The sequence below is a fragment of the Spirosoma harenae genome (assembly GCF_054776975.1).
In genome coordinates, this window is sequence record NZ_BAAHBD010000004.1 from 169851 (window position 1) to 195351 (window position 25501).

Annotated in this window: 20 protein-coding genes and 1 tRNA gene; 11 read left to right on the plus strand and 10 right to left on the minus strand. The window is 47.4% G+C overall.

Annotated elements, in window-relative coordinates:
• Positions 1–30: 30 nt before the first annotated feature.
• Positions 31–855 carry a T9SS type A sorting domain-containing protein gene (locus ACYVE4_RS02980; protein WP_460995421.1) on the minus strand — a complete coding sequence of 275 codons (825 nt, stop codon included), beginning with the start codon at positions 853–855 and terminating at the stop codon, positions 31–33.
• 177 nt (positions 856–1032) lie between these two features.
• Between ACYVE4_RS02980 and ACYVE4_RS02985 the strand changes: the two genes are divergently transcribed.
• The 6 genes from ACYVE4_RS02985 (at position 1033) to ACYVE4_RS03010 (ending at position 6761) form a co-directional block, all read left to right on the plus strand.
• On the plus strand, positions 1033–2961 hold the full coding sequence (locus ACYVE4_RS02985) for a sensor histidine kinase (protein ID WP_460995422.1): 1929 nt from the start codon (positions 1033–1035) through the stop codon (positions 2959–2961).
• A 75-nt stretch (positions 2962–3036) separates the two neighbouring features.
• Positions 3037–3735 (plus strand): response regulator transcription factor, encoded by a 699-nt coding sequence (locus ACYVE4_RS02990; protein WP_460995423.1) that lies wholly within the window; start codon positions 3037–3039, stop codon positions 3733–3735.
• 103 nt (positions 3736–3838) lie between these two features.
• Positions 3839–4813: a porphobilinogen synthase gene (hemB, locus tag ACYVE4_RS02995; RefSeq protein ID WP_460995424.1), complete on the plus strand. Its 975-nt coding sequence runs from the start codon at positions 3839–3841 to the stop codon at positions 4811–4813.
• Entirely contained in the window at positions 4810–6147 is a 1338-nt protein-coding gene (locus ACYVE4_RS03000) for a dihydroorotase (RefSeq protein ID WP_460995425.1), read from the plus strand. The genes hemB and ACYVE4_RS03000 overlap by 4 nt, the downstream gene beginning before the upstream one ends.
• An 81-nt stretch (positions 6148–6228) precedes the next feature.
• Positions 6229–6315: transfer RNA gene (locus tag ACYVE4_RS03005), tRNA-Leu, on the plus strand.
• A gap of 155 nt (positions 6316–6470) precedes the next feature.
• Entirely contained in the window at positions 6471–6761 is a 291-nt protein-coding gene (locus tag ACYVE4_RS03010) for a hypothetical protein (RefSeq protein WP_460995426.1), read from the plus strand.
• A gap of 138 nt (positions 6762–6899) precedes the next feature.
• On the opposite strand, the gene ACYVE4_RS03015 is transcribed toward ACYVE4_RS03010, so the two are convergent.
• The 8 genes from ACYVE4_RS03015 to ACYVE4_RS03050 all read right to left on the minus strand — a co-directional run bounded on the left by ACYVE4_RS03015 (position 6900) and on the right by ACYVE4_RS03050 (position 17080).
• Positions 6900–7355: a lipocalin-like domain-containing protein gene (locus ACYVE4_RS03015; protein ID WP_460995427.1), complete on the minus strand. Its 456-nt coding sequence runs from the start codon at positions 7353–7355 to the stop codon at positions 6900–6902.
• A 140-nt stretch (positions 7356–7495) separates the two neighbouring features.
• Positions 7496–9493 (minus strand): alpha/beta fold hydrolase, encoded by a 1998-nt coding sequence (locus tag ACYVE4_RS03020; RefSeq protein WP_460995428.1) that lies wholly within the window; start codon positions 9491–9493, stop codon positions 7496–7498.
• 34 nt (positions 9494–9527) lie between these two features.
• A complete protein-coding gene (locus ACYVE4_RS03025) occupies positions 9528–10802 on the minus strand; it encodes an aminotransferase class V-fold PLP-dependent enzyme (RefSeq protein WP_460995429.1) in 1275 nt (424 codons plus the stop codon).
• A gap of 31 nt (positions 10803–10833) precedes the next feature.
• Positions 10834–12219 carry a M20/M25/M40 family metallo-hydrolase gene (locus ACYVE4_RS03030; RefSeq protein WP_460995430.1) on the minus strand — a complete coding sequence of 462 codons (1386 nt, stop codon included), beginning with the start codon at positions 12217–12219 and terminating at the stop codon, positions 10834–10836.
• An 82-nt stretch (positions 12220–12301) separates the two neighbouring features.
• Positions 12302–12835 carry a hypothetical protein gene (locus tag ACYVE4_RS03035; RefSeq protein WP_460995431.1) on the minus strand — a complete coding sequence of 178 codons (534 nt, stop codon included), beginning with the start codon at positions 12833–12835 and terminating at the stop codon, positions 12302–12304.
• Positions 12836–12949: 114 nt separating this feature from the next.
• On the minus strand, positions 12950–14974 hold the full coding sequence (locus ACYVE4_RS03040) for a plastocyanin/azurin family copper-binding protein (protein ID WP_460995432.1): 2025 nt from the start codon (positions 14972–14974) through the stop codon (positions 12950–12952).
• 58 nt (positions 14975–15032) lie between these two features.
• A complete protein-coding gene (locus ACYVE4_RS03045; RefSeq protein WP_460995433.1) occupies positions 15033–15371 on the minus strand; it encodes a tRNA-binding protein in 339 nt (112 codons plus the stop codon).
• 2 nt (positions 15372–15373) lie between these two features.
• A complete protein-coding gene (locus ACYVE4_RS03050) occupies positions 15374–17080 on the minus strand; it encodes a PA14 domain-containing protein (protein ID WP_460995434.1) in 1707 nt (568 codons plus the stop codon).
• A gap of 137 nt (positions 17081–17217) precedes the next feature.
• On the opposite strand from ACYVE4_RS03050, the gene ACYVE4_RS03055 reads away from it, so the two are divergent.
• The 3 genes from ACYVE4_RS03055 to ACYVE4_RS03065 all read left to right on the plus strand — a co-directional run bounded on the left by ACYVE4_RS03055 (position 17218) and on the right by ACYVE4_RS03065 (position 22441).
• Positions 17218–19497, plus strand: a complete 2280-nt coding sequence (locus tag ACYVE4_RS03055) for a tetratricopeptide repeat-containing sensor histidine kinase (RefSeq protein WP_460995435.1) — start codon at positions 17218–17220, stop codon at positions 19495–19497.
• 336 nt (positions 19498–19833) lie between these two features.
• Positions 19834–21204, plus strand: a complete 1371-nt coding sequence (locus tag ACYVE4_RS03060; protein ID WP_460995436.1) for a PQQ-dependent sugar dehydrogenase — start codon at positions 19834–19836, stop codon at positions 21202–21204.
• Positions 21205–21232: 28 nt separating this feature from the next.
• A complete protein-coding gene (locus ACYVE4_RS03065) occupies positions 21233–22441 on the plus strand; it encodes a rhomboid family intramembrane serine protease (protein ID WP_460995437.1) in 1209 nt (402 codons plus the stop codon).
• 4 nt (positions 22442–22445) lie between these two features.
• Here ACYVE4_RS03065 and ACYVE4_RS03070 read toward each other — a convergent pair whose 3' ends face one another.
• Complete coding sequence (locus tag ACYVE4_RS03070) at positions 22446–22793, minus strand: winged helix-turn-helix domain-containing protein (protein ID WP_460995438.1); 348 nt, start codon at positions 22791–22793, stop codon at positions 22446–22448.
• Positions 22794–23002: 209 nt separating this feature from the next.
• On the opposite strand from ACYVE4_RS03070, the gene ACYVE4_RS03075 reads away from it, so the two are divergent.
• Entirely contained in the window at positions 23003–24385 is a 1383-nt protein-coding gene (locus ACYVE4_RS03075; RefSeq protein ID WP_460995439.1) for a cytochrome ubiquinol oxidase subunit I, read from the plus strand.
• A 50-nt stretch (positions 24386–24435) separates the two neighbouring features.
• Positions 24436–25470: a cytochrome d ubiquinol oxidase subunit II gene (gene cydB / locus ACYVE4_RS03080; protein ID WP_460995440.1), complete on the plus strand. Its 1035-nt coding sequence runs from the start codon at positions 24436–24438 to the stop codon at positions 25468–25470.
• Positions 25471–25501: the final 31 nt, after the last annotated feature.

The following is a 25501-nucleotide window of genomic DNA, read 5'->3' on the forward strand; positions in this document are numbered from 1 at the left end:
TGACTACAAAACTTGCTTCTCCTCAATTTTTTATTCCAGAACAATTCGTTTTACGGCACCGTCCTCATTTTGTGTAACGGTGATGAAATAAATACCTTCAGCTTTTTTGCCAAGGTCGATTTGGCCAACAAACTCACCCGTGAAATCTTTAATTTCCCGTTTAGCCACTTCTTTCCCTTTTGTATTCGTTACAATAATGCTTACATCACCTTTGGCAGGTGCATTGAAGCGAACATTGAGTTGATCCCGATCTGGGTTATTCGGAAAAGCGTCTAGTCCTCGAATGGTCGATTGTTTTCCGCCAACCGTTTGCGCCCAGCCTTCAAACGGACGAATGATCTGGCGATCAAAGTCGCGGGGGAATTCAAGCTTAAACTGGCGCATTTGGTCGTTCATGGAGTCCATACCCCGGCGAAGCTCATAGCGCCAGTTCTGATTATTCCAGAATTCCTGATCATTTCGGGGAAGCTTGCCACGTTCAACGTATAAATCTCCCGGAATGCGTTTCATGCCTGGAGTCAATCGTTTCCGCAGCGCGATTTTGTTCTCGCCACTATCATCGACAATAATTGTCAACTGACGCTTCCGTCCATCTTTTCGAGTAGCCCGAACGGAATCGACTAATTTAGTAACCAATTGATCACGCTGGGCATCGGTCATTTTGTCGGTACGATACGTCCGCTCGATTTCGCGGACGTCATCACCATCACGCTCGATAATCCGGATATTTACTTCATTATTGTCTGATTTCGCCGATGGAGCTGGCGTTTTTTGCGCGATGGCAACACCCGTGAACGTGACTGCCAACAGCAGAGCCGGTGTGAACCGGGACAGTGCTAAAACTGTTTTTTTCATAGGATTCGAGAATTGCAAGCGAAGGAACAATATGTTGCTAAACCAATTGATACAGGGGGTGTTAAAGTTTGTTAACGATCCAATGAGTACTCAGCTCGGTTCGTACTTTTACTAACCACCCCGATTCGCTTATAATAGATGCAAAAACAGAATCGAGGTTGCACGAAAGAGTAAAAAATGTCGAAACAACGCATATTCTGGATTGTCGCTTTGATGGCAATTGGGCTGGTCGGACTGGTTGGGCTCCAGCTATTCTGGATCAGTAGCGCCCTGCGACTCCAGAAGGAACAGTTTGCCTATAAAGTGACCGATGCCTTACAGGAAGTCGTCCGTACACTTGAACGTCAGGAAATTGCCTACTTGACCAAACAGCACATCCAGGCCCGTGAACAACAGAGTGGGCTGATGGCTATTGCGAAAAAAGAAGGTAAACCACTACCTACCGAATCAACACCTCAGGAGGTAGCGGACAAAGAACCCATACGTTCTAAAAATAGAAAGAAGGTTGCCGATGAGTCGAAAGAGCGGGATACGCGCCAGATGTTATCGCTTAATATGACACCGAATGGCGCCGTTGTCGTTCAATCCGATATTCCGCATCCCACCATCCGCCCGCTTTCCCCGGAGCAGACCGCTATTGTACAGGGATTTTACCGTCAGCAGGAAGAGTTGATGGCCGTTGGCGACTGGCAGGCTCAACTGGCTGAGCAGCAGCAGTTTCAAAACTGGGTTGAGAATGTACTGATCAATGAATTGATTCAAATAAATAAGCAGGATTCGTTAAAAAGGGTTGCTAAAAAGCGAATGCGACGGGCCGCCCAACAGGCGAAATTGCAGGCAGAGAGTAAACTTGCTTCAACTTCGCCCAGTCTATTGACCCAACCGGCGAGTCTGAGTCAGAATCGAGCAGAAGAACAGTCACGCATGATTAAAAATGTCGTGAAAAGCCTGATGTTTTCAGATCGACCTATCAAAGATCGAATCAATCGCCTGGCACTGGATACGTTGCTTCGTCAGGCGCTGGCTGAACGCGGGATTAGCATTCCATTTGCCTACGCTGTTCAGACGCATGAAAAGCCAGAGTTTCTGTTTACATCTTTAGGAATCGATTCCCAGCAGTTTAATACGAATGGCTACAAGGCGGCTTTATTTCCTAATAATTGGCTTGAAACCGGGAATTACGTGTACATCTCGTTTCCCACTCAGCAACAGTTTATTTTAAGTCGACTTGGCTTTACGTTTGGCGCATCAGCTGTGCTGATTTTGGTCATTCTGGCGTGTTTTTATATTGCGATTAGCACCATTCTTCGCCAGAAAAAACTGGCCGATATCAAAAATGACTTCATCAATAACATGACGCACGAGCTCAAAACGCCGATTTCGACCATTTCGCTGGCGGTTGAAATGGCGCAGGAGCAACTGCGATCAGAAAATCGTTCTCACCTAGGGCTTGTTGGCGCTGGAGCAACGTTAGACGAACTTGAGCCAAATGAATTACCGTCAAGAACCGACCAGCTCGATTCCCGACTAACACGGTATATGGGCATTATTCGGGATGAAACCCGCCGACTTGGTTCGCACGTAGAAAAAGTATTACAAATGGCCTTGCTGGATCGGGGGGAAGTTAAACTGAATCTATCCCCCGTAAATGTCCATGATGTGATCGAAAAGGTTCTCAATAATCTAGGTTTGCAAATTGAACAGCGTGGGGGAGAGGTGGATCTGGATTTCGAGGCTGACCGGGAGGTGGTAGAGGCTGACGAACTGCATTTGACCAACATTGTCTATAATTTGCTGGATAACGCACTCAAATATTCACCAGAAACTCCGCATATTACCTTAACAACGCGAAGCCTTCCAGAGGGAGTAAGCATTACGGTTACGGATAAAGGGCTAGGCATGACGAAAGAGCAAACCAGCCGTATTTTCGAAAAATTCTATCGCGTGCCGACCGGTAATTTACACGATGTCAAAGGGTTTGGACTGGGATTAAGCTATGTGAAGAAAATCATAGACCAACACCATGGCCAGATTTTGGTTGAAAGCCAGCCCGGCAAAGGCAGCTCGTTTGAAGTGATCATTCCATATAAAATTGCGAATGAGTGAATGAGCGATTGAGTGAATAGTTTTCGCGTCAGCCTATTCACTCAATCGCTCATTCACTCATTCAATCATTAAATTATGCCTACCATTTTGCTTGTTGAAGACGATCCGAATCTGGGTCAATTGGTGCAGGAATATCTGACCATGAAAGGCTATGCAACCGATCGTACGACCGACGGGAATCAGGGCTTACAGCGATTCATGGCTGGAAATTATGACCTGTGTATTTTCGATGTGATGATGCCCAAGAAGGACGGCTTTACGCTTGCCAAAGAAGTTCGGATGGCGAATCGGGAAGTCCCCATTATTTTCCTGACGGCCAAATCCATGCAGGAAGATACCATTCAGGGATTTAAAGTCGGTGCCGACGATTACATCACGAAGCCATTCAGTATGGAAGAATTGCTCTTACGCATTCAGGCCATTCTACGTCGCTACCAGCGCTCAACCGATTCAGGAGAACCTTCGGTTTATCAAATCGGCTCATTTTCATTCGATTACCCTCATCAACTGCTCTCCAGAGATTCGACTAACGAGCCGGAATCACAACCGCAGAAATTAACCAGCAAAGAATCTGAGTTATTAAAATTGCTGGCACAGAACCTCAATCAGCCCGTCAGTCGTAGCTTTGCCCTGAAAATGGTTTGGGGCGATGATTCGTATTTCAACGCCCGAAGCATGGACGTATACGTAACGAAGCTGCGGAAATACCTCAAAGAAGATCCCTCCGTTCAGCTCGTGAATGTACACGGAGAAGGATTTAAACTCATTGTTTAAGCAAGTTGTAAAGTTGTAGGGTTATAACGTTGTCTAGTTGCGGTACCAACGCATTCAGCAATCGACAACACTACAACTTTATAACGTTTACACCTCGATAACTTTGGCCAATTTAATTCGTCGCCCTCGCCGGAATCGACAGTCTGCTGTGATCCGCGATATGGTGCAGGAAACTCGCCTGTCTGTTACTGATTTTATTCTACCTCTTTTTGTCATGGAAGGCCAGAACGTTCGGTCAGAAGTGGCTTCCATGCCAGGTATCTACAGATTATCACCGGATTTTCTGCTGGAAGAAATTCAGGAATGCGTTGACTTAGGTATCAAAACGTTCGACTTATTCCCTAATATTTCGGAGTCGAAAAAAGATAAATACGCTACTGAAAGCCATAATCCAGAAGGGCTGTATTTGCAAACCATTCGGGCCATTAAAGATCGCTTCCCGGACGTGATGGTCATGACCGACGTAGCGATGGACCCTTACAGTTCCGATGGGCACGATGGCGTTGTGGAAAATGGTAAAATCCTGAATGACCCAACACTGGAAGTATTGGGCAAAATGGCATTGGCTCAGGCACAGGCGGGCGCTAATATTCTCGGGCCATCGGATATGATGGACGGACGTGTTGGCTATATTCGGCAGGTACTCGATGAAGCAGGATACTATGACGTTGCCATTATGTCGTATGCTGCTAAATACGCCAGCGCTTTTTACGGTCCTTTCCGGGATGCGCTGGCTTCGGCTCCAAAGTTTGGCGATAAAAAAACCTATCAGATGAATCCGGCCAACAGCCGCGAAGCCCTCATTGAAGCCCAGCTTGATTACGATGAAGGCGCTGATTTTCTGATGGTAAAACCCGCCTTAGCGTATCTGGACATTATCAAGCTTCTCAACGACAATTTTCATCTACCCATTGCTGCCTATAACGTTAGTGGCGAATATGCGATGATTAAATCGGCGGCTAAAAACGGATGGCTCGATGGCGAACGCGCTATGATGGAGGTACTTCTATCTATCAAACGGGCCGGAGCAAACGTAATTCTAACCTATTTCGCGAAAGAAGCCGCTCGGATTTTATGAGTAAACTCCTGATTCGTAACGCTCAGTTAGTCAACGAAGGGCGTACTGTAGAGACCGACGTTCTGGTTGAAAATGGATTTATTGCACAAATCAAATCTGGATTATCAGACGAAGGCGTTAGCCAGATCATTGATGCAAGAGGACAATATTTACTTCCTGGAGTCATCGACGATCAGGTACATTTTCGCGAACCTGGCCTGACGCATAAAGCGACGATTCGGTCAGAAGCGCGGGCGGCTGTAGCGGGTGGCGTCACCAGTTTTATGGAGATGCCCAATACTGTTCCAAACGCGCTGACTCAGGAATTACTAGCCGACAAATATGCGATTGCCGCCAAGACATCGCTGGCAAATTATTCCTTCTTTATGGGGGCATCGAATTCAAACCTCGATGAGGTCCTAAAGACTGATCCGAAGAGCGTCTGCGGCATTAAGGTATTTATGGGATCGTCGACGGGGAATATGCTGGTGGATAATGAGCAGGTTCTGGATAGTTTATTTCAGAATAGTCCGATGCTGATTGCCACGCATTGCGAAGATGAAGCAACGATTCGGGCCAACACCGAGCGATACAAAGCTGAATATGGCGATTCTGCAACGGCTGAACTACATCCCCTGATTCGCAATGAAGAAGCCTGTTATAAGTCATCGTCATTAGCCATTGACTTAGCACGTCGACATAACGCTCGGCTCCATATATTGCACATATCGACAGCGGACGAGCTGGTTTTATTCGACAATACGCTTCCGCTAACGGAAAAGCGAATAACAGCGGAAGTTTGCGTGCATCATTTGTGGTTCGATAGTTCCGACTACGCCAGATTGGGTAATCAAATAAAGTGTAATCCAGCTATAAAAGCGCCCCATCACAAGGAAGCGCTATTAGCCGCGCTTCTGGATGATCGACTTGATATTATTGCCACCGATCATGCGCCACACACCTGGGCTGAAAAACAGCAACCTTACTGGCAGGCTCCCTCCGGCTTGCCGCTTGTGCAACACCCTTTATTACTCATGCTTGAGTTTGTGAAGCAGGGTAAACTATCGCTCGAAACGGTAGTCAGAAAAATGAGTCATGCTCCCGCCGATTGTTTCCAGATCGACCGACGTGGCTATGTTCGGGAAGGTTACTGGGCCGATTTGGTTCTGGTCGATACAACTCAACCAACAACGGTTTCGAAGGAAAATATTCTGTATCAATGCGGTTGGTCGCCATTGGAGGGGCATACATTTGGCGCTAGTGTGACGCATACAATTGTATCTGGTGAACTGATTTATCAGAACGGTACATTCGTATCAGATCAAACCGGGAAGCGTTTAGCCTTTGCCCGATAGGGTTCGAAAAAATCCCTAAAAATCTTGCGTTGTTTCTTTGGCAAACCGTATCTTTGCAATCCCAATACGGGGAACAGTGCTGCCGAAGTGGTGAAATTGGTAGACACGCACGTTTCAGGGGCGTGTGTCTTTACGGACATGCGAGTTCGAGTCTCGCCTTCGGCACCAAATAAAGCCGCAATCAATTGTTAGTCATTTGGTTGCGGCTTTTGCTTTTGTGGTTGGAAACGGAAAAAGTGGAGGCTATTTCTAAATCTTAAGTTAAGCTTGCTGTTAATAGTTTGGCACGGATCGTGCAACAGGGTGGGCATAGAGGTTTAGCTATGCAACCAACAGAAGAGATATCTTACACACGATTAAGAAGGCTGGCTGATGATCTGGAGACATCAGTAATAAAGGACCAGTTCAACGAAACATTTGATTTGTTTCGGCTCGAATTGCAAAACCTGGAAGAACGTTGGCCTATAGCTGAGGTCTTACGTATGTCCAATAGCCTAATGAATCAGTATACCTGGATTGATCGAATCGAGTACGAATCAACGGGGAATAGCGAGACATTGGCGTCAATCAAACAGCAAATCCAGTTTGTGATCGATTGTCTTGAAATGGCTTAACCGATTTAGGATCTATTTTGAGTAACTATCTTACCGAAGCTCAATTTTCTGATTATAAAAAAAATAGCAACAGGTCGATGAGCGCTCATCGACCTGTCGCTATTTTACTGAGTGGACAAAATCCACAGAATATCAATTTTATTTCCGGTAGATAACCTGAATTTTACCGGTAGACGTAGCTGAAGCCGATACAGGAATTGTGTAGTTCACAAGCGTAGTCGCTGTAAGCTCTTCAATATTTTTGGTTTTCGCGTACGTATAGGTATCCTGCGAACCGCCATCGTATTTCAATGTCAACGTGTTGTTCGAAAAATCCCAGGTGCCTCCAGCATCAGCGACAACCGTAGAACGGTAATTTTCATTGAATGTATTGTCTGAATATATATCGATAGTAGAGCCATATCCCTCAATACCGTATAAATCAATAGCGGCTCCGTTGACACTTGCCGAAGTAGGGAAGGCACTTAAGATTCCTCTGTTTAATTCCCAACGGCCTACCACAGGTGAAGACGGAGCAGGGTCGCTGTTTTTGCTACAGGAAATTAAGCCCACAAAGGAAAGGGCCAGGCAAAGTGCATATACGTAACGCTTCATAATCAGTTGATTTTAGAGATTCTGAGTTCAACAATGGAACAGGAACGGTAAACTACGAAAAAAACGAATAAAGCAATACCTAATCATACGCGCAAACCTGACTTTTTGATGCACGGTGTTATAATCAGATCAAAGGAAATCTATAATGTTTTGGGTTTTAAGTACTTATCGAACCATTGTAAATACCGATCAACGCGGTCTTTCTGGTAGCTCGGAACGGTAATGCCGTGAAATTGACCCGGATAAATAACTAATTGCGTCGGTATTCCCAACGACCGAAGGGCCTGATACATTTGTTCGCTACCAGCCGATGGAACGTTGAAATCTTTCTCGCCCGCCATAAACAGCGTTGGTGTTTTAATCCGATCCGCTTTCAGAAAGGGATAGGAAAGTTTCAGCCATTTTTCGGGATTTTTCCAGGGAGCGCCCAACTCGTTTTCGTATTGGTTCGTATACTGATCAATGCCATACATAGTCAATTGCAGCGAACTTCCGGCTCCACTGGCGGCAGCTTTGAAGCGCGTATCGGTAGCGATCGTATAGTTGGTCAGAATACCGCCGTAGCTCCAGCCACCAATACCTAGTCGATCAGGATCTGCGATGCCTTTTTCGATCAGATAATCGGTAGCTCCCAGAATATCCAGTACTTCCTTGTTGCCCCAATCGGCATAAATAGCCTTGGTGAAATCCAGTCCACGGCCGTTGCTGCCCCGATAATTAACGGCTACAACAGCGTATCCACCAGCCGCCATCAATTGACGGGTCAAATCAAACGAATACTCATCCTGCGATACGGGGCCACCGTGGATAAAGAAAATAGCGGGTAGTTTTTTACCAGTAGGTGTATTGGCAGGTCGGTACAAAACGTTCGACACCTGCGTTCCATCCTTACTTTTCGACGTAAATCCTTCAACCGTTGCCAGTTCGAGCGGAGCCAGAAACTCGTCGTGTATGTGCGTTAATCGACGAGGAGTTCCAGCTTCGATAGCATATACTTCACCGGGTGTTTGCGGATCGCTGAGCATAGCTACCCAATTGCCGGCTGTTGCGGACTGAAGATTACTAAATACGCGATTACCCCCAGTTAGTTTAGTGAATTTGCCATCGGCAACCGTGTATTGACCAACATACGTTTGGCGATCATCCTGTATTTGCACTGCGATAGTTTGTCCATCTTTAGCCCAAACCGGATTACGAACAGGTCGATCCAGGGTTTTAGACAACAAATTCGGTTCACCGCCTTCCCGACCAATTACGGCCAGAACGGGCTGATCGTACATAATAAAGTTGCCCGATGATGTAGAGCGCAAATACGCAATTCGTTTTCCATCGGGGCTCCAGGCAGGATTATTGTCCGATCCCATCCAGGTAGTTAACTGGTTTACTTTTGCACCTTTACGGGCCTCCATTACGTAAATATTCGTGTTCTCATTGCGGTCAGGGTCATCCGTTCGGTTGCTGACAAAGGCAAGCTGATTCCCGTCGGGCGACCATACTGGTGAGATTTCTTCGTAAGGGCCCGTTGTGAGCGTATCCAGCTTTTTAGTTGCCAGATCGAATACATAAAGGTGAACAGGACTTTTCTCCAAATAGCCTTTTATATCGGCCTTGAAATGATAGCGGTCAAGCACATACGGTTTCCGAACTTTCGTTTTTGCGGAATCAGAATAGTCGGGATCACGCAGTACCAGCGCCAGTTTTTTCCCATCTGGCGACCATACGTAATCTTCCAGATCAGTTTTCAGATCGGTCAGTTTTTTCGCTTCACCACCTCGACGATCCATGAGCCAAATCTGAGCTTTGGTAGCTCCCTGGCGAGCCGATACAAACGAAATATATTTCCCGTCGGGACTGAATCGGGCTTTCGATTCGCCATCGGGTGTATTGGTCAGTTGAACCGATTCTTCGCCGTCCCAGCTAACCATCCAAAGATCGGAATTGCGTTTGTCTTTCGTGGAATCGACCGTTGAAAGGCCGTAGCTAACCCACTTTCCATCCGGCGAAACCTGCGGATCGCTGACCGTTTGCAGCCGATACATATCTTTCGACGTCAGGGGACGTTTTTTTATTGGCGTTTGCGCTAGGCTTACGATGCTCAAGAGCGTAAATACACCAAGCGCTGGTAAACGAATAGTCATGATGGTGAGTGATAAGGTTTTTGACGTAAGAGATTTAACCGGCAATCGCTTTGAGCGCTTTTACGAACGTATCTAGTTCGGCAGTAGTCGTGTAGAGATGGGGAGTTACGCGTACGCCGTGTACGGTCGCAGCTGGGTTATCGATCGCAACGGTAAATAGTTTATAGGAATCAAATAACGTTTTAGCTAACTCCGCAGGCTTTTTCCCGCTTATACCAACATTAGCGATGGCACAGGAGCGGGTCGGATCTTCCGGGGTGTTGAGGATAATTTTCGGATTATTGCGTACCTGGTCGGTCCAATAGCGCTGTAGATAACGAAGTCGAGCTTCTTTTCGGGCAATGCCTATGTCGTTGTGAAAGCGAATAGCATCCTGAATAGCTAAGTCCGTGGCGACGGGATGAGTACCTGTATGATTTAATTTACGAATATCATCATCAGCAAAATTGCTATCGGCGAACATGGGCCAGAGACCTGCAATTTTGTCTTTACGCACATAAAGGATTCCCGCTCCCAATGGCGTACCCAGCCATTTGTGTAAACTGCTGGCATAATAATCACAGCCCCCTAAATCGCTGATTTTAAAGTTCAGGTGAGCAAATGCGTGCGCTCCATCGACCATCACTTCAACGTTGTGTCGATGCGCCATCTCCGTGATTTTTCGGATCGGCAGAATATGTCCGGTGATGTTTACCAGATGGCAAACCATCAGTAATCGTGTTTTGGACGTAATCGCTTTCTCATACAGACTGACAAGTTCATCGTCGGATTTCGGATGATTAGGAATCGAAACCATCCGGTTTACAATGCCATGTCGCCGAGCCTGAAGCTTGAACATGTCGAGCATGGCACCGTAATCCTGGTGCGCCATCACGACTTCATCTCCTGCCTTCCAGTTCAGGCCAGCAATGACCGTATCCAGCGATTCGGTCGTATTTCGGGTAATAATCAGTTCTTCGGGCGAACAGCCTAACAAAGCCGCCAACTGCGTTTGAGATTCCCGTTTGTCGTTAAACTGACGCGTTCGCATGTAAAATGACGATACGCTATTCACCGCCTGAATATGCTTCAGATAACTATCCAATACGGGTTGTGCCGATAGGGAATAATATCCGTTTTCGAGTTGAATAAAGTCTTTAGTGACGGGATATACCGCTCGGATACCCTCCCAGAAATCTTCCTTACTGGCCAACGTTGCCGGGGATACGGCTACCACACTGGCCAGCGATTCTTCAAGACCAGACCAGGTGGATAAGGTTGTTGCGCCAGCAAGGGTTTTTAAGAATTGACGTTTGGAGAGAGAAGGCATGATGGAGTGAACGTTTAGGGTAATAAATAAATTACCGCAAATTCGGAACGGGTAATACAGGCAAACTTTCGTTTCCATCTTCGCTCACGGCCTGCACGGCGAAATAGTAATTGTCTTTCGAGTAGGGGAGCGTCATACCAAGCCTGTTGGTGAAAAACTTCTTTTGCCAAAACGGCCAATACGTTTCGCGCATCAATACATAATAACCTTTCACTTTTCCCGCTTTGGATGGCTGCCAATACAATACCGTTGAGTTCGTCAGGTTACGTACATCGACCGTTACGTTTTGCGGCACACTTGGCGATTTGGCCAGATTTGCCAGCGTCGCCAGGTTGACAGCGGTATTTTTTCGGAGGTATTCGAAATCCATAAACTTCGGATAATCACCGTATTCGATACCATTCTGGGTACGCAAATCCTGGTGCTGGTGCTCGTAATTTTCGTTCATTTCGGTGATCCGCACCGCTGCAATTCCACGTTGTACATACGGAGTATGATCTCCCCCGCGTAGGTAGCGGTCGTTGCGATAAACCATCACCACCTCCAGATTTTCGACGTACCGTTCGCCGATTTCTTTGAGGTAACGAGCCAATGTACGAGCCTTTCCATCGTTCTCATTGCCAAACCGTTGAATCTGACCAATCCGTCCGGTTGTGTCTTTTAGTAAACTGGATGGTAGCCCCTCGCTAAATACGCGTAGACGAGTATTATCGATAATACGGGTATCGCTACTGTTGTTGCTGCCCATAATATCGTTGTTCAGCACGGCCTCTACGTTCCAGTTCTCTTTTACTGCTCGTTCCGACAGATGTTCAGCTCCTAAAAGACCCTGTTCTTCGCCGGTTAGGGTTACAAAAATGACCGTAGCCGGAAAAGATGATTTACTCATAACCCGACAGAGCTCAATAACAGCCGCCGTACCTGAGCCATCGTCGTTGGCACCCGGCGCATCTGATTCCCGATTCATGACATTTGTTACGCGGCTATCCATGTGCCCCTGCACGATGAAAATGCGATTATCCAGTGGGTCAGTACCTTTGAGTGTCGCCATCACGTTCCCCATATTCGCCGGTTTATCCACCCGACGTCCATCTGGTTGGAGCGTCCATGTATCGAGTGTGGCTGTCATACGCCCGTTCGACTGTTTGGCGTATTGATTAAATTTATTCAGAATCCATTGTCGGGCCGCACCGAGTCCTTTTTTGCCAACAGCGCTATTGGCATCGGCAGGAACGCTCAAGGTATGCCGGGTGCCGAAGCTAACCAGCCCGTTGATGTGTGCCTGCAAACTATCTGCCGAAACCTGTGCAACCAAATCCGCAATCTGTGTGTCGCGATTGATGGCTATTTGGGCTTTTAATGAAGAGGAGAAAAGAAGCGAAGAAAAGAGGAAAGTGAGTACAGTTTTAGGTTGCATACGTTTGATTGATGATTGGGTAAGCGAAGCTAACAAAAAAGCGCAAACCAGGGGCCTGCGCTTCTCTATTCAGCGAAAATTGTCAGAACGACCAGGCAACACCCGCACCTACGGCGTTGAGCCCTGTCAACGGAACGGGAGCCACCGACATACCGATTCTTGGTTGTCGGAGTAGTTCATTATAGCGGGTAACGGCTTTATTGATTTGCCCATTACCAATTATGGTAAACGTAACTGTAGCCGCAATGGAGCTGCCGTAGATTGTCCAGTACGTACCATTACTTTTGTTGCTGCTCAATAAAATATAAGCCAACGGAATCAAAGCGGTGAATCGACCTAAAGTGGTTACCGTGCGGAAGGTCTGGAAATGATGACTCACTGTTGGATCGTTCAATTCGAAAAAAGGGACTTCCAGCGAATAGGGCGAGGAGAGTTTTTTGCCACCATAGAAATACACACTTCCAATGGACGATGAGCCATAAGCCCGTTCTATCGGAAGCAAATGAGCCGGAATCGGCAGCGTTCGGTAATGCGATGTATCGTCGTCGCGCCGACGCTGGGCATGACTTGAGAATGAAATTAAAAGAAGTATGGAGAGCCAGAAAACGTTTCGCATACGCATAGAACGAAAAATAATGCGATTTAGCAGAAGGTTCTAAAGAAAACAATGACGCTTTAATTAGCGTCATTGTTTTTACCGAAAGGTTTTGCGATGCCCTACAGCAATCCACTACTTCACGACTTTCAACGTTCCCTGCATTAAGGATGAATGGCCGGGGAACGAACAAACGAACTGGTAGTCGCCAGGTTCGGTAGGAGCCAGGAAATAAATGGTTTCGGAGGTCTCGGGTTGTAGAATATTGGTATGATACAACACGTTTGCCGAAGCAGGGACGTAATTCATCTTGGGGCCGTTCAGATTCAATTTCAGCGCGGCTTCACCAACGGCGTTGGCCGCACCGGGCTTGGTGATCACGCAGTTGTGCAACATATCGTCGTTGTTGTTGAAGACGAGTTTGATGCGACTACCCGCTTTCACCTCCAGTTTATCGACGTCGAATTTTAAGCCTGGTTTCGTACCAATCGTCAGCGTTTGATCAGGCCCGTTAGTCCAGTCGGCAGGCATGGTGACGGTCCGTTTCGCATTTACCGATTTGACATTTTTAGCGGTTGTGGTAGCGGCTTTTTTCTCCGTAGCCATCATATCGGCGTGTTCGTGTTTAGCGATGGCAACAGCTCTTGCGGGTAAGGTTAATTTTTCGCCTGGTGCAATGGCGTTGAGGGTATAATAACCAACCGAATGCAGCAGTGGCATACTGCCCGATGCCGACCGAACACCTTCTGCTTTAACTTCGTGAATGTATCCTTCGCGCAAAACGGTGTCGGCTACGATACGAGCGCTCATGCCATCAGGAGCTACAACAATACCCCGAATTGGAACAGGTTTTGCATCTTCAATCGGACTGCCGTACGTGCGGTGATAGCGATACGTAAAACTATTCAGGCTATAGCTTTCGGGATTTTCGGCTGTTTTTTTGTCAACAGGTAAGGTAAACGTTACCTCAAAACCATCGGGTTTAGACGTAATCGTTTTTATTTCGAAAGGCACTCGTCCCGTCCAGACCAACCGCTGAATACCATAGGGTTCTTTGCCCGTTGCGGCCCAACCCCGGCTGGTCATACCAACAAACAGGGAGCCATCTTGCCCCCAAGTGGTGCGAAGAATGCCCGATGAAAACCCTTCGCGAAAGGGAAAACAGGCACCCTGCCACTCGCCGTTCACTTTTTCCATGGCTACCCGCATGATTTTGCTATGTCCCTGGTCACCTACAAATAACTGATTTTCAAAAGGACCAAAGGCTCCTCTGGTTGTATCCTGCCGAAAATCGGACGTGGAAATGCCCATCAGCGTATGCGGAAACCAGACCGAAGGGACTTTTAGATTCTTAACCGTTTTCGCTACTTCAAACATCGGTTTGCCTGTACTGGGTACATCTTCGGGTTTGAGCGCCAAAGGTGAACCCGGCTCGCTCGACCAGCGTAAACCGGCTGGGTTGCCAGCAAATGATCCTTTTTCAAGATGTGTCATCCGACCAGAACCGACCCAGTCACCCTGATTTTCAGTGTAAAAAATGCTGCCATCGGTTAGCACGCCAAAACCAGCCGGAGAACGCAGGCCCGTTGCCCAGGGCGTCATTTCAACCTGGCCGCCCGCTTTTTCACGCAATTTGAGCATCCATCCACGCCATTTCGCCAGACTAGCACCGTAGCCAATCCAGTCGAGATTGAGCGTGATAATCATATCCCCATCGGGCAGCAACACAGGACCGTAGCTATACTCGTGATAATTGCCCGACAAAGGCCATTTATAATACGAACTGTATTCGTCAGCAATTTCATCGCCGTCAACATCCACCAGCTTCGTAACTTCACCCCGTTGGGTACACAAAAAATAACCTTTAGGATGCCACATCAGTCCAAGTGGCTCATGCAGACCCGAGGCAAATTTTTTATACGTAGGAACACGACTCCCCTGCATATACGGGTTGCTGATAATCCACACATCGCCCCGGCGCGTACAAGCGGCTAACCGGCCATCGGGTAGGGGAGCCAGCCCACCTACTTCCAGTTTAATTTCCTCCGGTATCGGTAGGGTGATAATTCGATAGTAATCTCCTTCCGTTGCCGGACGCTGGGCAAATGCGAATGAGTGAACGAGTGAAAGGGTGAAAAGTAAGAGAACGATTTTCTTCATTGTTATTCTATTAGCTTAGACCTGACAGATTGTTAAAACCCGTCAGGTCTGGTTTGTCTTAGGCAATTCGTAGTCCGTTTAGGGTTGAACGTTCGGTTTGGAGGAGGGTAACTGTACCATCGTCGGAAACGGCTCCCAGAACCAGACATTCGCTCATAAACGTGGCAATCTGTTTTGGTGGAAAGTTTATGACCGCCACTACTTGTTTTCCTACCAACTCGTCAGCCTGATACAGTTTCGTCAATTGGGCGGATGTTCGTTTAATACCCAGATCGCCGAAATCAAGTGTTAGTTTATAGGCCGGTTTTCGAGCTTGTGGAAATGCTTCAGCGGCTATCACGGTAGCCGTACGGATGTCAACTTTCTCGAAATCGGCCCAGGTAATGGTGTCATTCATGGTTAAAATACAATCGAATACTGCACAGACCCTGATCCATTTTTTAGATCAACAGGCAGTATCAACTCCTGCTTTCCATTGCTCTGGCGGACTTTTGCTTTTGCCTTAGGGTCGAAACGAATAAAATAGCTACGATCGTTAACGGCATATAGTCCTTTGCCCACTTCTTCTACGGAAGTTCCAGCGGCTAAACGACAATAGGCTGTTCCGTCTGGCGATCCTACCAGCGTGAGTGTTCGAGACAGTGCCGTTCCTTCCGGCCGAATCGCATCGTTAATGGTTGTACCCGCCAGTGTGTATTCGATGGTTGGCTGGCCTTGTTTATCAATTTTCAGTCCTTTGTACTGCAATACATTATCACTAAGGCTGTCGGGCCAGGCGGTCGATTCATTGGTCAGGATCATAATGGGCGTTTGACCTGGTAAACGAACTACAGAGCCTAACGGACTGAGTAGCTGCGGTTCTCCGCGCTCGTACCACATTTCGGTTGTATTGGCAAATTCGCCTTTCCAGGCCTGGAGCAACGCCATTTGATTCAGATCGATCGTATAATGAATACCCAGTGGCGAACCGACAGACAGGCTATGGGTACGCTTGGATTTTTCGCCTGGCAATTGCACAAACGAACGAATGCGCTGCACCTGATTCTTCGGATCGCTGTAGTCAGGATTTACGCTGACAACCGCAATCGGATCAGGTTCTGGCAGCGATGCCTGAGCATGTAATGGCTGTGGTCGCGTACCGGCCTGTGAAACATACAATCCTAAACCCGGACGAAACCAGGATCGGGAGAAATAAACCTTTACATCGTGCGGACCGGCAGTCAGATTGACGTGCCCGCTGTTGGGCTGACCAAGCTCCAGATGGTTAATTGGGATGACGTCTTTCCCATCAATCCATAAAGCAGCTAAACCGCCCTGATTCAGATCAAATACATAATCACCTGCTTGTAAAGCATTCAATTTTCCGGAGAAAAAGATTGTGTACTGTCGCGGCTGGCCGTACGATACTTCGTAGTTCAACAGACCCGTAGTGTCCTGTTTCAGTACTTTCTTACGAGCGGCATCCTCTGGATTCTGAATATAACCACCTTCGACAATTGTATAACTGATCGGACTGCTCCACTGGGCTACATTTCGAGGTGACATCACCCGATAACCAACATTGCGGATCGCCAGATTGCCTGACTTCGTCATGATGGTCAGCGGGGCTAGTTTATTGCTCGTCAGAGTCTGACTTTCGCGAACGGTGACGCCATTCAGGGCAAGTTTTTCAAGAACAGACATACCTCCTGGCCCCTTGGTTTTGTACCACAGATCAACCGTTTGCCACAAACCAGGTGCTTTTAGCAATCGAGACGATTCGCGCGAACTGGCAAAACTAATGGCCTGACCCGTTGGCAGCGTAATGACGGCATCGGCACCCGATGAAAGCAATACGTCGAACCGCAACCGAAAATCATCCGTCGGGGTCAACAAGGTTAGCGGATCACTGCTGCCAATCAGAATCGTATTTCCAGGCTGCGGCTTTATTGAGGCACCGTCGGCATTTACCGACACGGCTCCCGCTGATTGCCAGCTATTGGGATGGGGAAGTTGCGCCAGGGATATAGGAGGTAGATCACCTTGAGCCTGAACGGATTGCGACCAAAACCAAATTGCGGTTAACAGGGCTGTCCGGCGTACTAAAGATCGTAAGAATTTGTGCATACTGAAGCAAAGTAGCGACCGCTACAATTGTACCCATCAAAGTTAAATAAAGGCAATTGTTTATTGATTCTGTCGGGTAACATAAACTGTATTTCGGTTAAAATTCTCACTATTTTTGGTTAGTTACCTGAAGGTCAATGACTATCCTCTTTTACGCCATGCTACGCATTCTAGGTTTAAGTATTTGTCTGATACTAAGTAGGGGAATTTTGGCACAGACTCCAGCTGGTTCAGCTAATGCAACGGAGTGGAATCGGCTCAAACAACAGCCAATTACGGAATCGACGTTTCGGGTTGCCTGCGATTTAATGCAGAATACAGCTCGCTCGAATATCAGCCGGGGTTACGAGATGCTGGCGGAATATGTGCCAATGGTTAGAAAAACGGGCAATCGTACCTGGGTACATGTGTTACTAATGGGCTGGGGACGAGCGAAATCGTCCATGATCTTTTCGAAAGAAGCAGAAGACTTATTCCGACAGGCGCGGGAAAACGCTGGGCCACATACGCGATTCTATCGGGAAGCTCTGGTGGCAACGGCGGTTATGTACGGCGAATGGGGAAAGGAAGATGAATTTAAACGCTATCTAAAACTGGCTGAGGAAGAAAGTCAGAAAGCAAATGACAAGGAAAATCTGTCGTTTGTTAACACATTCACAGCCATTTCTTTACAGAGCGATACAACGGCAATGCGTACTCATTTTGAACGCGCCATTCAATTAGCCAAAGATTTGCCCGACAAGAATGCGCTTTTTACGGCTCGCTACAATTATACGGTCCGATACTATCAATACAACCCGCAGAAGCAGGTTGCTGAATTTGAATCGTTGCTGGAACTGGCGAAAGATTCCAGCCTGAATCGGTACCCTCGAAAATTGTACGAACGAACCGCTTTTACCTTCCGAAATGCAGGTCCGAGTGTGTATTATCAGTTGATGCAGATTAATCTGTTATTAACGGATTATGATAATGCCTGGAAATTCGCCGAGCTGTTCTATGATGCCACGGTAAAACCGAATCCGAGGAGTATACAAGCCGGTTATTTCAACGCGGAGGTGGCTATTGTGAAAATGTATCAAGGTGATTTGAAAACCGCCCGCGATTATCTGGCCAAAAGTAAAGCGATCTTCGGCGTACCCGAAGCGGAGATTCCATACAGTGGTTATTTTCTGGCAGCAGGGCAATTGGCTGAGCGTTCAGGTCAGTATGCAAAAGCGTTGGCGTATTATGAAGCAGTCAAAGAAGGCGAAGGGCAAGGGCTGAGTGTATTGCCTTTTCCGGTAGCGTATGCCCATGTGCTGATGCTCAACAAGCAAATGGATAAAGCCGAACAAGCGTTTGAGACATACAGCCCGAGAGTGAAAAACCGGGAATACACAGCTTCTGGCTTATATTATTACCAGTATTTCGCGGAGTTTTTAAAAGCCAAAGGCGACTATAAAGGGTATGCACAGGCCCAGGAGAAATTTTACGCCATTAAAGATTCGCTGACTAATCTGAATCAATACCGTGCCGTTCAGGAAATATTGGCCAAAGTACGGATTCGCGATAAAGAGCAGCAGATTGTTCGACTAAACGAAGCCAGCGTTGCCCGCGACCGAGAGATCAGACGAGAGCGTATTTTCTACACAGTGCTGATGGTGCTGGCTGCGCTGACTATTCTGTTTCTGATCCTATATCTTCGAAATCGGCAAATCCGCAGTCGCCAGAAAGAAGCTTTGCAACAAAGTCGGCTGGAACAGCTTGAAAAAGAGCGCCATATCGAACTGATGCAGGGAATTATGGGAGCCGAAGAAGCCGAACGGCGCAAAATAGCTGATCAATTGCACGATGAAGTCAGCGCGATGCTGGCGCTGGCAGCGCTGAACGTGTCCTCGACGCTGGAAAAAGGGCTATCAGACGAGCGATCGGAGAAGAAATTACATAAAACGCAGGAAGTACTCTTGTCGGTTTCCTCAACCATCCGGGAACTGAGCCATCGACTGACGCCATTAGCCATCGAAAAATACGGTTTCTCCAGAGCAATTGCGGATTTGGGCGAAACCGTCAATGCATCGGAGCGATTGAAACTAGACGTAATCGTCGTCGGCTTTGATAACACGGCGGATTACCCACTTGCTTTTTTGAATGATCTGTATCGAATCGTTCAGGAATTGCTTCATAACATTCTGAAACACGCTCAGGCAACGGTAGCAACGATTGAATTCATCGACCATACAAACAGCGTTTCGATTATTGTCGAAGACAACGGTGTCGGGTTCGAAGAGAATGACGTTGTTAAAGGAAAGGGTATTCGGGACATGAAAACGAAAATATCTTACCTGAATGGTGAGATGGAAATCAAACAAAAACAGGATCGCGGTACATTGGTCGTGATCGATATTCCCTTCAGCCGGATTTCGGGTCCATCGGTTTAGAAACTGTTTGAATAATGGCCAAATCGCCGGGCATCCACCTCCTAGGTCTGTGTCCTCACAGACCCCTTACCGGATGGCAGTGCTGGCTGACGCCCAGGGTTCTGTGAGGACACAGACCTAGGAGCTGGGAAGTGGACACTGGTTCTACAAACATTAGACCGCTACGGAGTCAACAGCTCATAGTTAGCTTCACATTAAGAAGTAGTAAACAGATTGCCCGTCATGAGTAATCGAAGCAATAGGTGTTCTTTCGTTTTGGAACACTGCCTAAACAGTCTGTATTGACAGGCCGTTAGGTGAAAATCATCAATACACCCGTTAACGCCAACTACTATCATGAAATTAACGTTATTGCTGGCCACGGTTATAACCGTTTCGCTCGCAGGGCCGCTTACCGCATCCCCCAAAAATCCAGCGAAAGGCGCTTCTGCCGGAAAGAAATCAGTACGCCCGACGACTCCTCCTGATAACGCAGCTATAAAACTGACGAATGGGTTTAAAGCATCGGTTTTTGCCGATAATCTGGGTAAAGCCCGTCACGTCATTGTTAGCGATGCCGGAGCGGTGTTTATCAAACTGGAAAAACTCAATAACGGCAAAGGAATTGTTGAACTCATCGATGCGAATAACGATGGCGTTTCGGATCAGACTATCATGTTTGGCAACAACACGGGTACGGGTATGGGAATCTATAATGGCTATCTCTACGCATCGTCCGATACATCCGTTTATCGCTACAAGCTGACGAATGGTAAAGTGGCCGAAACGACTCCCGCCGAACCCATTATTGTTGGCTTGACGCTCCAACGGCAGCACGCCAGTAAATCGCTGACGATCTCGCCCGATGGTAAGTTGTTCGTCAATTTTGGCGCTCCCTCGAATGCCTGCCAGGAAAAAGACCGTCAGAAAGGCTCGAAAGGAATGGACCCCTGCCCAATTCTGGAAGAATACGGTGGCATCTGGCAATTTGACGCCAATAAGCTGAACCAGCACAAATCAGACGGAAAACGCTATGCAACCGGTATCCGAAACGCGGTTGCCCTCGACTGGAACAAAGCCACTAATACGCTGTATGCGCTGCAACATGGTCGTGATAATCTGAATAACTGGGGCGGTGTATTTACGGACGAAGTCAGTGCTGAATTGCCTTCTGAAGAGTTTTTGATGGTAAAAGAAGGGTCGGACTTTGGCTGGCCGTATTGCTATAATGATCATTCCAAAAACAAGAAATTTCTGGCTCCCGAATATGGTGGCGATGGCACCAAAGAAGATCGCTGTGCGGGCAAAGACAAACCGATTATGGCGTTCCCCGGCCACTGGGCACCGAATGATCTGTTGTTTTATACGGGTACCACCGGGCGCGCGAACGCCTTTCCGGCTAAATACAAAAACGGTGCGTTTGTGTGCTTTCACGGCTCCTGGAATCGTGCTCCATTGAAACAGGGCGGATATTTTGTCGCCTTTATTCCGTTCGGATCAGACGGCCGTCCTTCGGGTAAGTATGAAGTGTTTGCTGAAAATTTCGCAGGTGTTGCCGAACAGGGTACACCGGGTACGAACGTCAACGCAGGTAAACTCGATCTGGCCAGCCCCGGTGATGCATTAGCCCGTCCGGTTGGTCTGGCGCAAGGACCGGATGGTGCGCTGTATATCACTGACTCTGTAAAAGGGAAAGTCTGGAAAATAACGTATACAGCAAAGAAATAATCGTTTTTCAGGAAATCCCACCGTAACTATGACCAACCAATCGTCGGAATCAGATGGCTCTGAAAACAGATCAGACAATGAATCAGAATCATCAGCCGAAGCGAATAAGGATAATACATCAAGCAATCACGATACAGAGCCTGCTACCGAAACCGCTTCACCAGTGGCTAATGCAACGAATCCGCTAGACTTACTCAAGCCAACGGAGGGTTATACGGTCACGCCCATACTCATTTGGTTGAATGTTGGGGTGTTCGTACTTATGGCTTTAACGGGTGTGAATCTTCTCCTGCCATCTGGGCAGGATCTCATCCGCTGGGGCGCTAACTACACTCCCCTAACTCTTGGCGAGCAACCCTGGCGGTTATTAAGTTGCTGTTTCATACACATCGGCCTTATTCACCTGCTCTTCAACATGTACGCGCTAACGCAGATAGGTGCGGTACTAGAACCCTTACTCAGAACTCGTTGGTTCATAATCGCGTATCTGACAGCGGGTATATCCGGTAGTGTGGGGAGTCTTTGGTGGCATGATATTACGCTGAGTGCGGGCGCATCTGGGGCTATTTTTGGTTTGTACGGCGTATTTCTAGCGTTGTTAACCACTAATTTGTTTGATGCCGAAACCCGAAGCAGCCTCCTGAAAAGCATACTGCTCTTTGTTGGCTATAATTTGGTAATTGGGTTGCAGGCAGGTATAGACAATGCTGCGCATATTGGCGGCTTACTAGCCGGGATGTTGTTTGGCTATACCGTTTATTTTGCCGCTTTCCGCCCAAATCGATCTGCGACCAGCATGTTCTGGCCAATCCTCATTTCTCCCGTCGTAGTCTTCATCCTGGCAGCGGTTGTCTACCTGAATACGGCCAATGTCTTGGGCGACTACGATCGGATAATGGGCAAATTCGGTCGGCTTGAACAACAGGCTATGAACGTTTTTCAATTACCACCCAACACATCAGCGGCTGGCGTAGCCAAAGCCATTAATGATCGAGGGATTCCGGCCTGGAAACAGACGATTGAGCTACTCAATGAAGCCGATAAGCTTAATCTGCCCGATGAATACCAAAAGCGAAATAAACTTCTTCGTCAGTATAGCCAGCTGAGACTCAATAGTTTCAAACTACTGGAACGCTCACTAACCGATACAACTCATGTGTATGATCAGCAGATTACAAACTATGATCGACAAATACAGGGCATTCTAAAACAGTTAAAAACACCGAAAAAACAGTAATTAATTAACAAGGCAAATTAGCCATTTCATGAGTTATAAATTGCTGAAATCGTTCGTGCAGTGCGTGATAGTAAGCAACATATTTCTGGCCTTCTTCAGTTATAATAGCTCCTCCGCCTGTTGACCCGCCCGTTTGGGTGGCTACTAGTGGCGTACCGGCCTGTGTATTCATCGAATGGACTAAATCCCAGGCCCGTTTGTACGACATATTCATAGCCTTAGCTGCCTGATTGATGGAGCCTGTTTGTTGAATGTGGCTCAGTAATTCCAGCCGACCAATTCCCATAAATCGCTCGGTAGTGTCGGCAGATGTTGTTTCGAGCCAGATGCGACCATTAATACGGAGATTCATCGCAGAAATAAAGTTGGTTTAGAGTATCAAAACACAAACCTAAAAGGTCTGCGAGACCTTTTGGGCTTTTCCTCAATTATCCTGAGTAAAAAATTCCCTATTTGCGAATCGGGTTGTACCTTTCGGGCGATAGTTCTCTCGCCTTGTTCGCCCTATATCGCACTGCCTGTCTGCGACCTCGGCGACCCGTCCCCGCTATCCTAACGGTTATGGACAATGTCGAATTACTCTCCCGCATTCAGTTTGCTTTCACCATCGCATTTCATTACATCTACCCGCCTTTGAGTATTGGTCTGGGGGTTTGCCTGGTTATCATGGAAGGATTATTCCTCAAAACCAAAGACAAAGTTTACGAAGAATTAACCCGATTCTGGGTCAGGATTTTTGCGCTTATTTTCGGAATTGGCGTAGCTACGGGTATTGTCATGGAGTTTGAATTCGGTACCAATTGGGCTACGTATTCGCGCTACGTCGGCGATATTTTTGGTTCGGCCCTTGCCGCTGAAGGTATTTTTGCGTTTGCGCTCGAATCGGCTTTTCTGGGGATTCTGCTGTTTGGCTGGAACAAAGTAAGCCCACGCGTACATTTCATGGCTACGATTCTGGTGGCGCTCGGCTCTATTTTTTCAGCTCTCTGGATTGTGGTCGCTAATTCGTGGCAGCAGACACCCTCCGGTTATCGAATTGAGGGCCAAGGCATGAAGGCTCGGGCTGTCGTGACGAATTTCTGGGAGATGGTTTTCAACCCATCGTCAATTGAGCGTTACTCGCATGTGCTAATTGGCGCTTTGCTGGCGGGTTCGTTTCTGGTGTTGAGTGTAAGTGCCTGGTACATACTAAAAAAGAAGCATGTTGTTCATGCGCAGGCTGCGTTCAAAATAGCGCTTTGGGTAGCGGCAGTATCATCGCTGGGGCAATTAGTCACGGGTCATAAATCGGCAGAAGTCGTTACGAAATATCAACCCGCAAAACTGGCGGCCATGGAAGGACATTTCGAGAAATATGCTCCCGCCGATATGTATTTGATAGGTTGGGTCGATGCGAAGGCCCAGAAAACAACCGGACTGAAAATTCCCGGCGGCCTCTCTCTGTTAGTGCATCAGGATGTCAACGCACCCATTCCCGGCCTGAATAGTATCAAGTCCGAAAATCGCCCAACGGCTGTTAATTTCGTGTTTCAGACGTATCACCTAATGGTCGCTATTGGTATGACGCTAATTGCCCTGACGATGTTCGGGTTGTTTATGCTATACCGAAAGCGATTGTTTGAAACACGCTGGCTGATGGTCATTTTCGTGTTTTCGGTATTGCTTCCTCAGATCGCAAATCAGGTAGGCTGGTATACGGCCGAAGTCGGTCGCCAGCCGTGGGTTGTGTATGGATTGCTCCGAACGTCCGACGCTCTGTCGCAGGCAGTCAAGGCTGAGCATGTGTTGGCATCGCTTATTCTCTTTACATTTATTTACGTGATGTTATTTGGGCTGTTTTTATATCTGCTGAACAAAAAGATACAGCACGGCCCTGATGTGGCCACCAATGGCGAAACATCATCACGGATGAATCCGTCGTTTAACCCAATTCTTAATGAGTGAATGAGTGAAGCCCTCCGGTTGGATTTTTCACTCATTCACTCTTTTACCCTATGGATACCGTTCTTGGCATCGATCTTCCCACCTGGTGGTTTTTGCTGATTGGCGCGCTGATCAGTGGGTATGGTATTTTGGATGGCTTCGATCTGGGTGCTGGTGCTTTGCATCTGTTTTTTCGGAAAGAACAGAGTCGGAGGGTCGCGCTCAACGCCATTGGCCCGGTTTGGGATGGTAACGAAGTTTGGCTGGTTATTGGCGCTGGCGCTTTGTTTGCTGCGTTTCCGCTCGTTTACGGCACCATTCTGTCGGTTTTCTATCTGCCGTTTATCCTATTTTTGGTGGCGATTATTTTTCGAGGTATTTCGATTGAGTTTCGAAGTAAGGAGCCGATGAAATGGTGGCATCAGCTTTGGGATGTAAGCTATTGCGTATCCAGCATTGTGATCTCACTTCTGCTGGGACTCGTGCTCGGTAATCTGATACAGGGTATTCCCCTGAATGCCAATCACGAATTTGTCGGGCGTTTACGCGACTTTTTTAATCCGTATGCCGGATTGATTGCCATTACTGTGCTATCCTTATTTATGATGCATGGTGCTATGTACCTGCTCATGAAAACTGAAGATCGGCTCTATGCGAAATTGACCATTATCGCTAATAACGCCAGTAAGTTTTTCATCCTGTGTTTCATGGCAGCCTCGAACGCAACCCTGATTTACGTGCCGCATATGACGGATATTTTCAAAAATTATCCCCAATTATTTGTGCTGCCCATGGCTGCTGTACTCATTGTGTTGAACATTCGCCGAAGTATTGAAAAACGGCAATACCGACGCGGTTTCATTTCATCAGCCATCACAACCGCTCTGTTGCTTATTCTGTTTGCCATGGGGCTCTATCCGAATCTCGTTTTATCGAATGCCGATCCCAAAGGAAACATTAGCATTTACGAAGCCGCTTCTACTGATGCTTCCTTACGGACTATGTTACTGTTCGCGTTCATCGGTATGCCGCTCGTGGCGACCTATACCATCTTTATGTTCTGGACGTTTCGCGGTAAAGTGAAACTGGAGGACCACAGTTATTGAATTTACTTCGCCCCTAGCCTCTCTCCTAAAA

Coding starts and splice junctions, on each gene's coding strand:
- ACYVE4_RS02980 (WP_460995421.1), bottom strand. CDS start 855: ATGAAAAAAACAGTTTTAGCACTGTCCCGGTTCACACCGGCTCTGCTG.
- ACYVE4_RS02985 (WP_460995422.1), top strand. CDS start 1,033: ATGTCGAAACAACGCATATTCTGGATTGTCGCTTTGATGGCAATTGGG.
- ACYVE4_RS02990 (WP_460995423.1), top strand. CDS start 3,037: ATGCCTACCATTTTGCTTGTTGAAGACGATCCGAATCTGGGTCAATTG.
- ACYVE4_RS03000 (WP_460995425.1), top strand. CDS start 4,810: ATGAGTAAACTCCTGATTCGTAACGCTCAGTTAGTCAACGAAGGGCGT.
- ACYVE4_RS03010 (WP_460995426.1), top strand. CDS start 6,471: ATGCAACCAACAGAAGAGATATCTTACACACGATTAAGAAGGCTGGCT.
- ACYVE4_RS03015 (WP_460995427.1), bottom strand. CDS start 7,355: ATGAAGCGTTACGTATATGCACTTTGCCTGGCCCTTTCCTTTGTGGGC.
- ACYVE4_RS03020 (WP_460995428.1), bottom strand. CDS start 9,493: ATGACTATTCGTTTACCAGCGCTTGGTGTATTTACGCTCTTGAGCATC.
- ACYVE4_RS03025 (WP_460995429.1), bottom strand. CDS start 10,802: ATGCCTTCTCTCTCCAAACGTCAATTCTTAAAAACCCTTGCTGGCGCA.
- ACYVE4_RS03030 (WP_460995430.1), bottom strand. CDS start 12,219: ATGCAACCTAAAACTGTACTCACTTTCCTCTTTTCTTCGCTTCTTTTC.
- ACYVE4_RS03035 (WP_460995431.1), bottom strand. CDS start 12,835: ATGCGAAACGTTTTCTGGCTCTCCATACTTCTTTTAATTTCATTCTCA.
- ACYVE4_RS03040 (WP_460995432.1), bottom strand. CDS start 14,974: ATGAAGAAAATCGTTCTCTTACTTTTCACCCTTTCACTCGTTCACTCA.
- ACYVE4_RS03045 (WP_460995433.1), bottom strand. CDS start 15,371: ATGAATGACACCATTACCTGGGCCGATTTCGAGAAAGTTGACATCCGT.
- ACYVE4_RS03050 (WP_460995434.1), bottom strand. CDS start 17,080: ATGCACAAATTCTTACGATCTTTAGTACGCCGGACAGCCCTGTTAACC.
- ACYVE4_RS03055 (WP_460995435.1), top strand. CDS start 17,218: ATGACTATCCTCTTTTACGCCATGCTACGCATTCTAGGTTTAAGTATT.
- ACYVE4_RS03060 (WP_460995436.1), top strand. CDS start 19,834: ATGAAATTAACGTTATTGCTGGCCACGGTTATAACCGTTTCGCTCGCA.
- ACYVE4_RS03065 (WP_460995437.1), top strand. CDS start 21,233: ATGACCAACCAATCGTCGGAATCAGATGGCTCTGAAAACAGATCAGAC.
- ACYVE4_RS03070 (WP_460995438.1), bottom strand. CDS start 22,793: ATGAATCTCCGTATTAATGGTCGCATCTGGCTCGAAACAACATCTGCC.
- ACYVE4_RS03075 (WP_460995439.1), top strand. CDS start 23,003: ATGGACAATGTCGAATTACTCTCCCGCATTCAGTTTGCTTTCACCATC.
- cydB (WP_460995440.1), top strand. CDS start 24,436: ATGGATACCGTTCTTGGCATCGATCTTCCCACCTGGTGGTTTTTGCTG.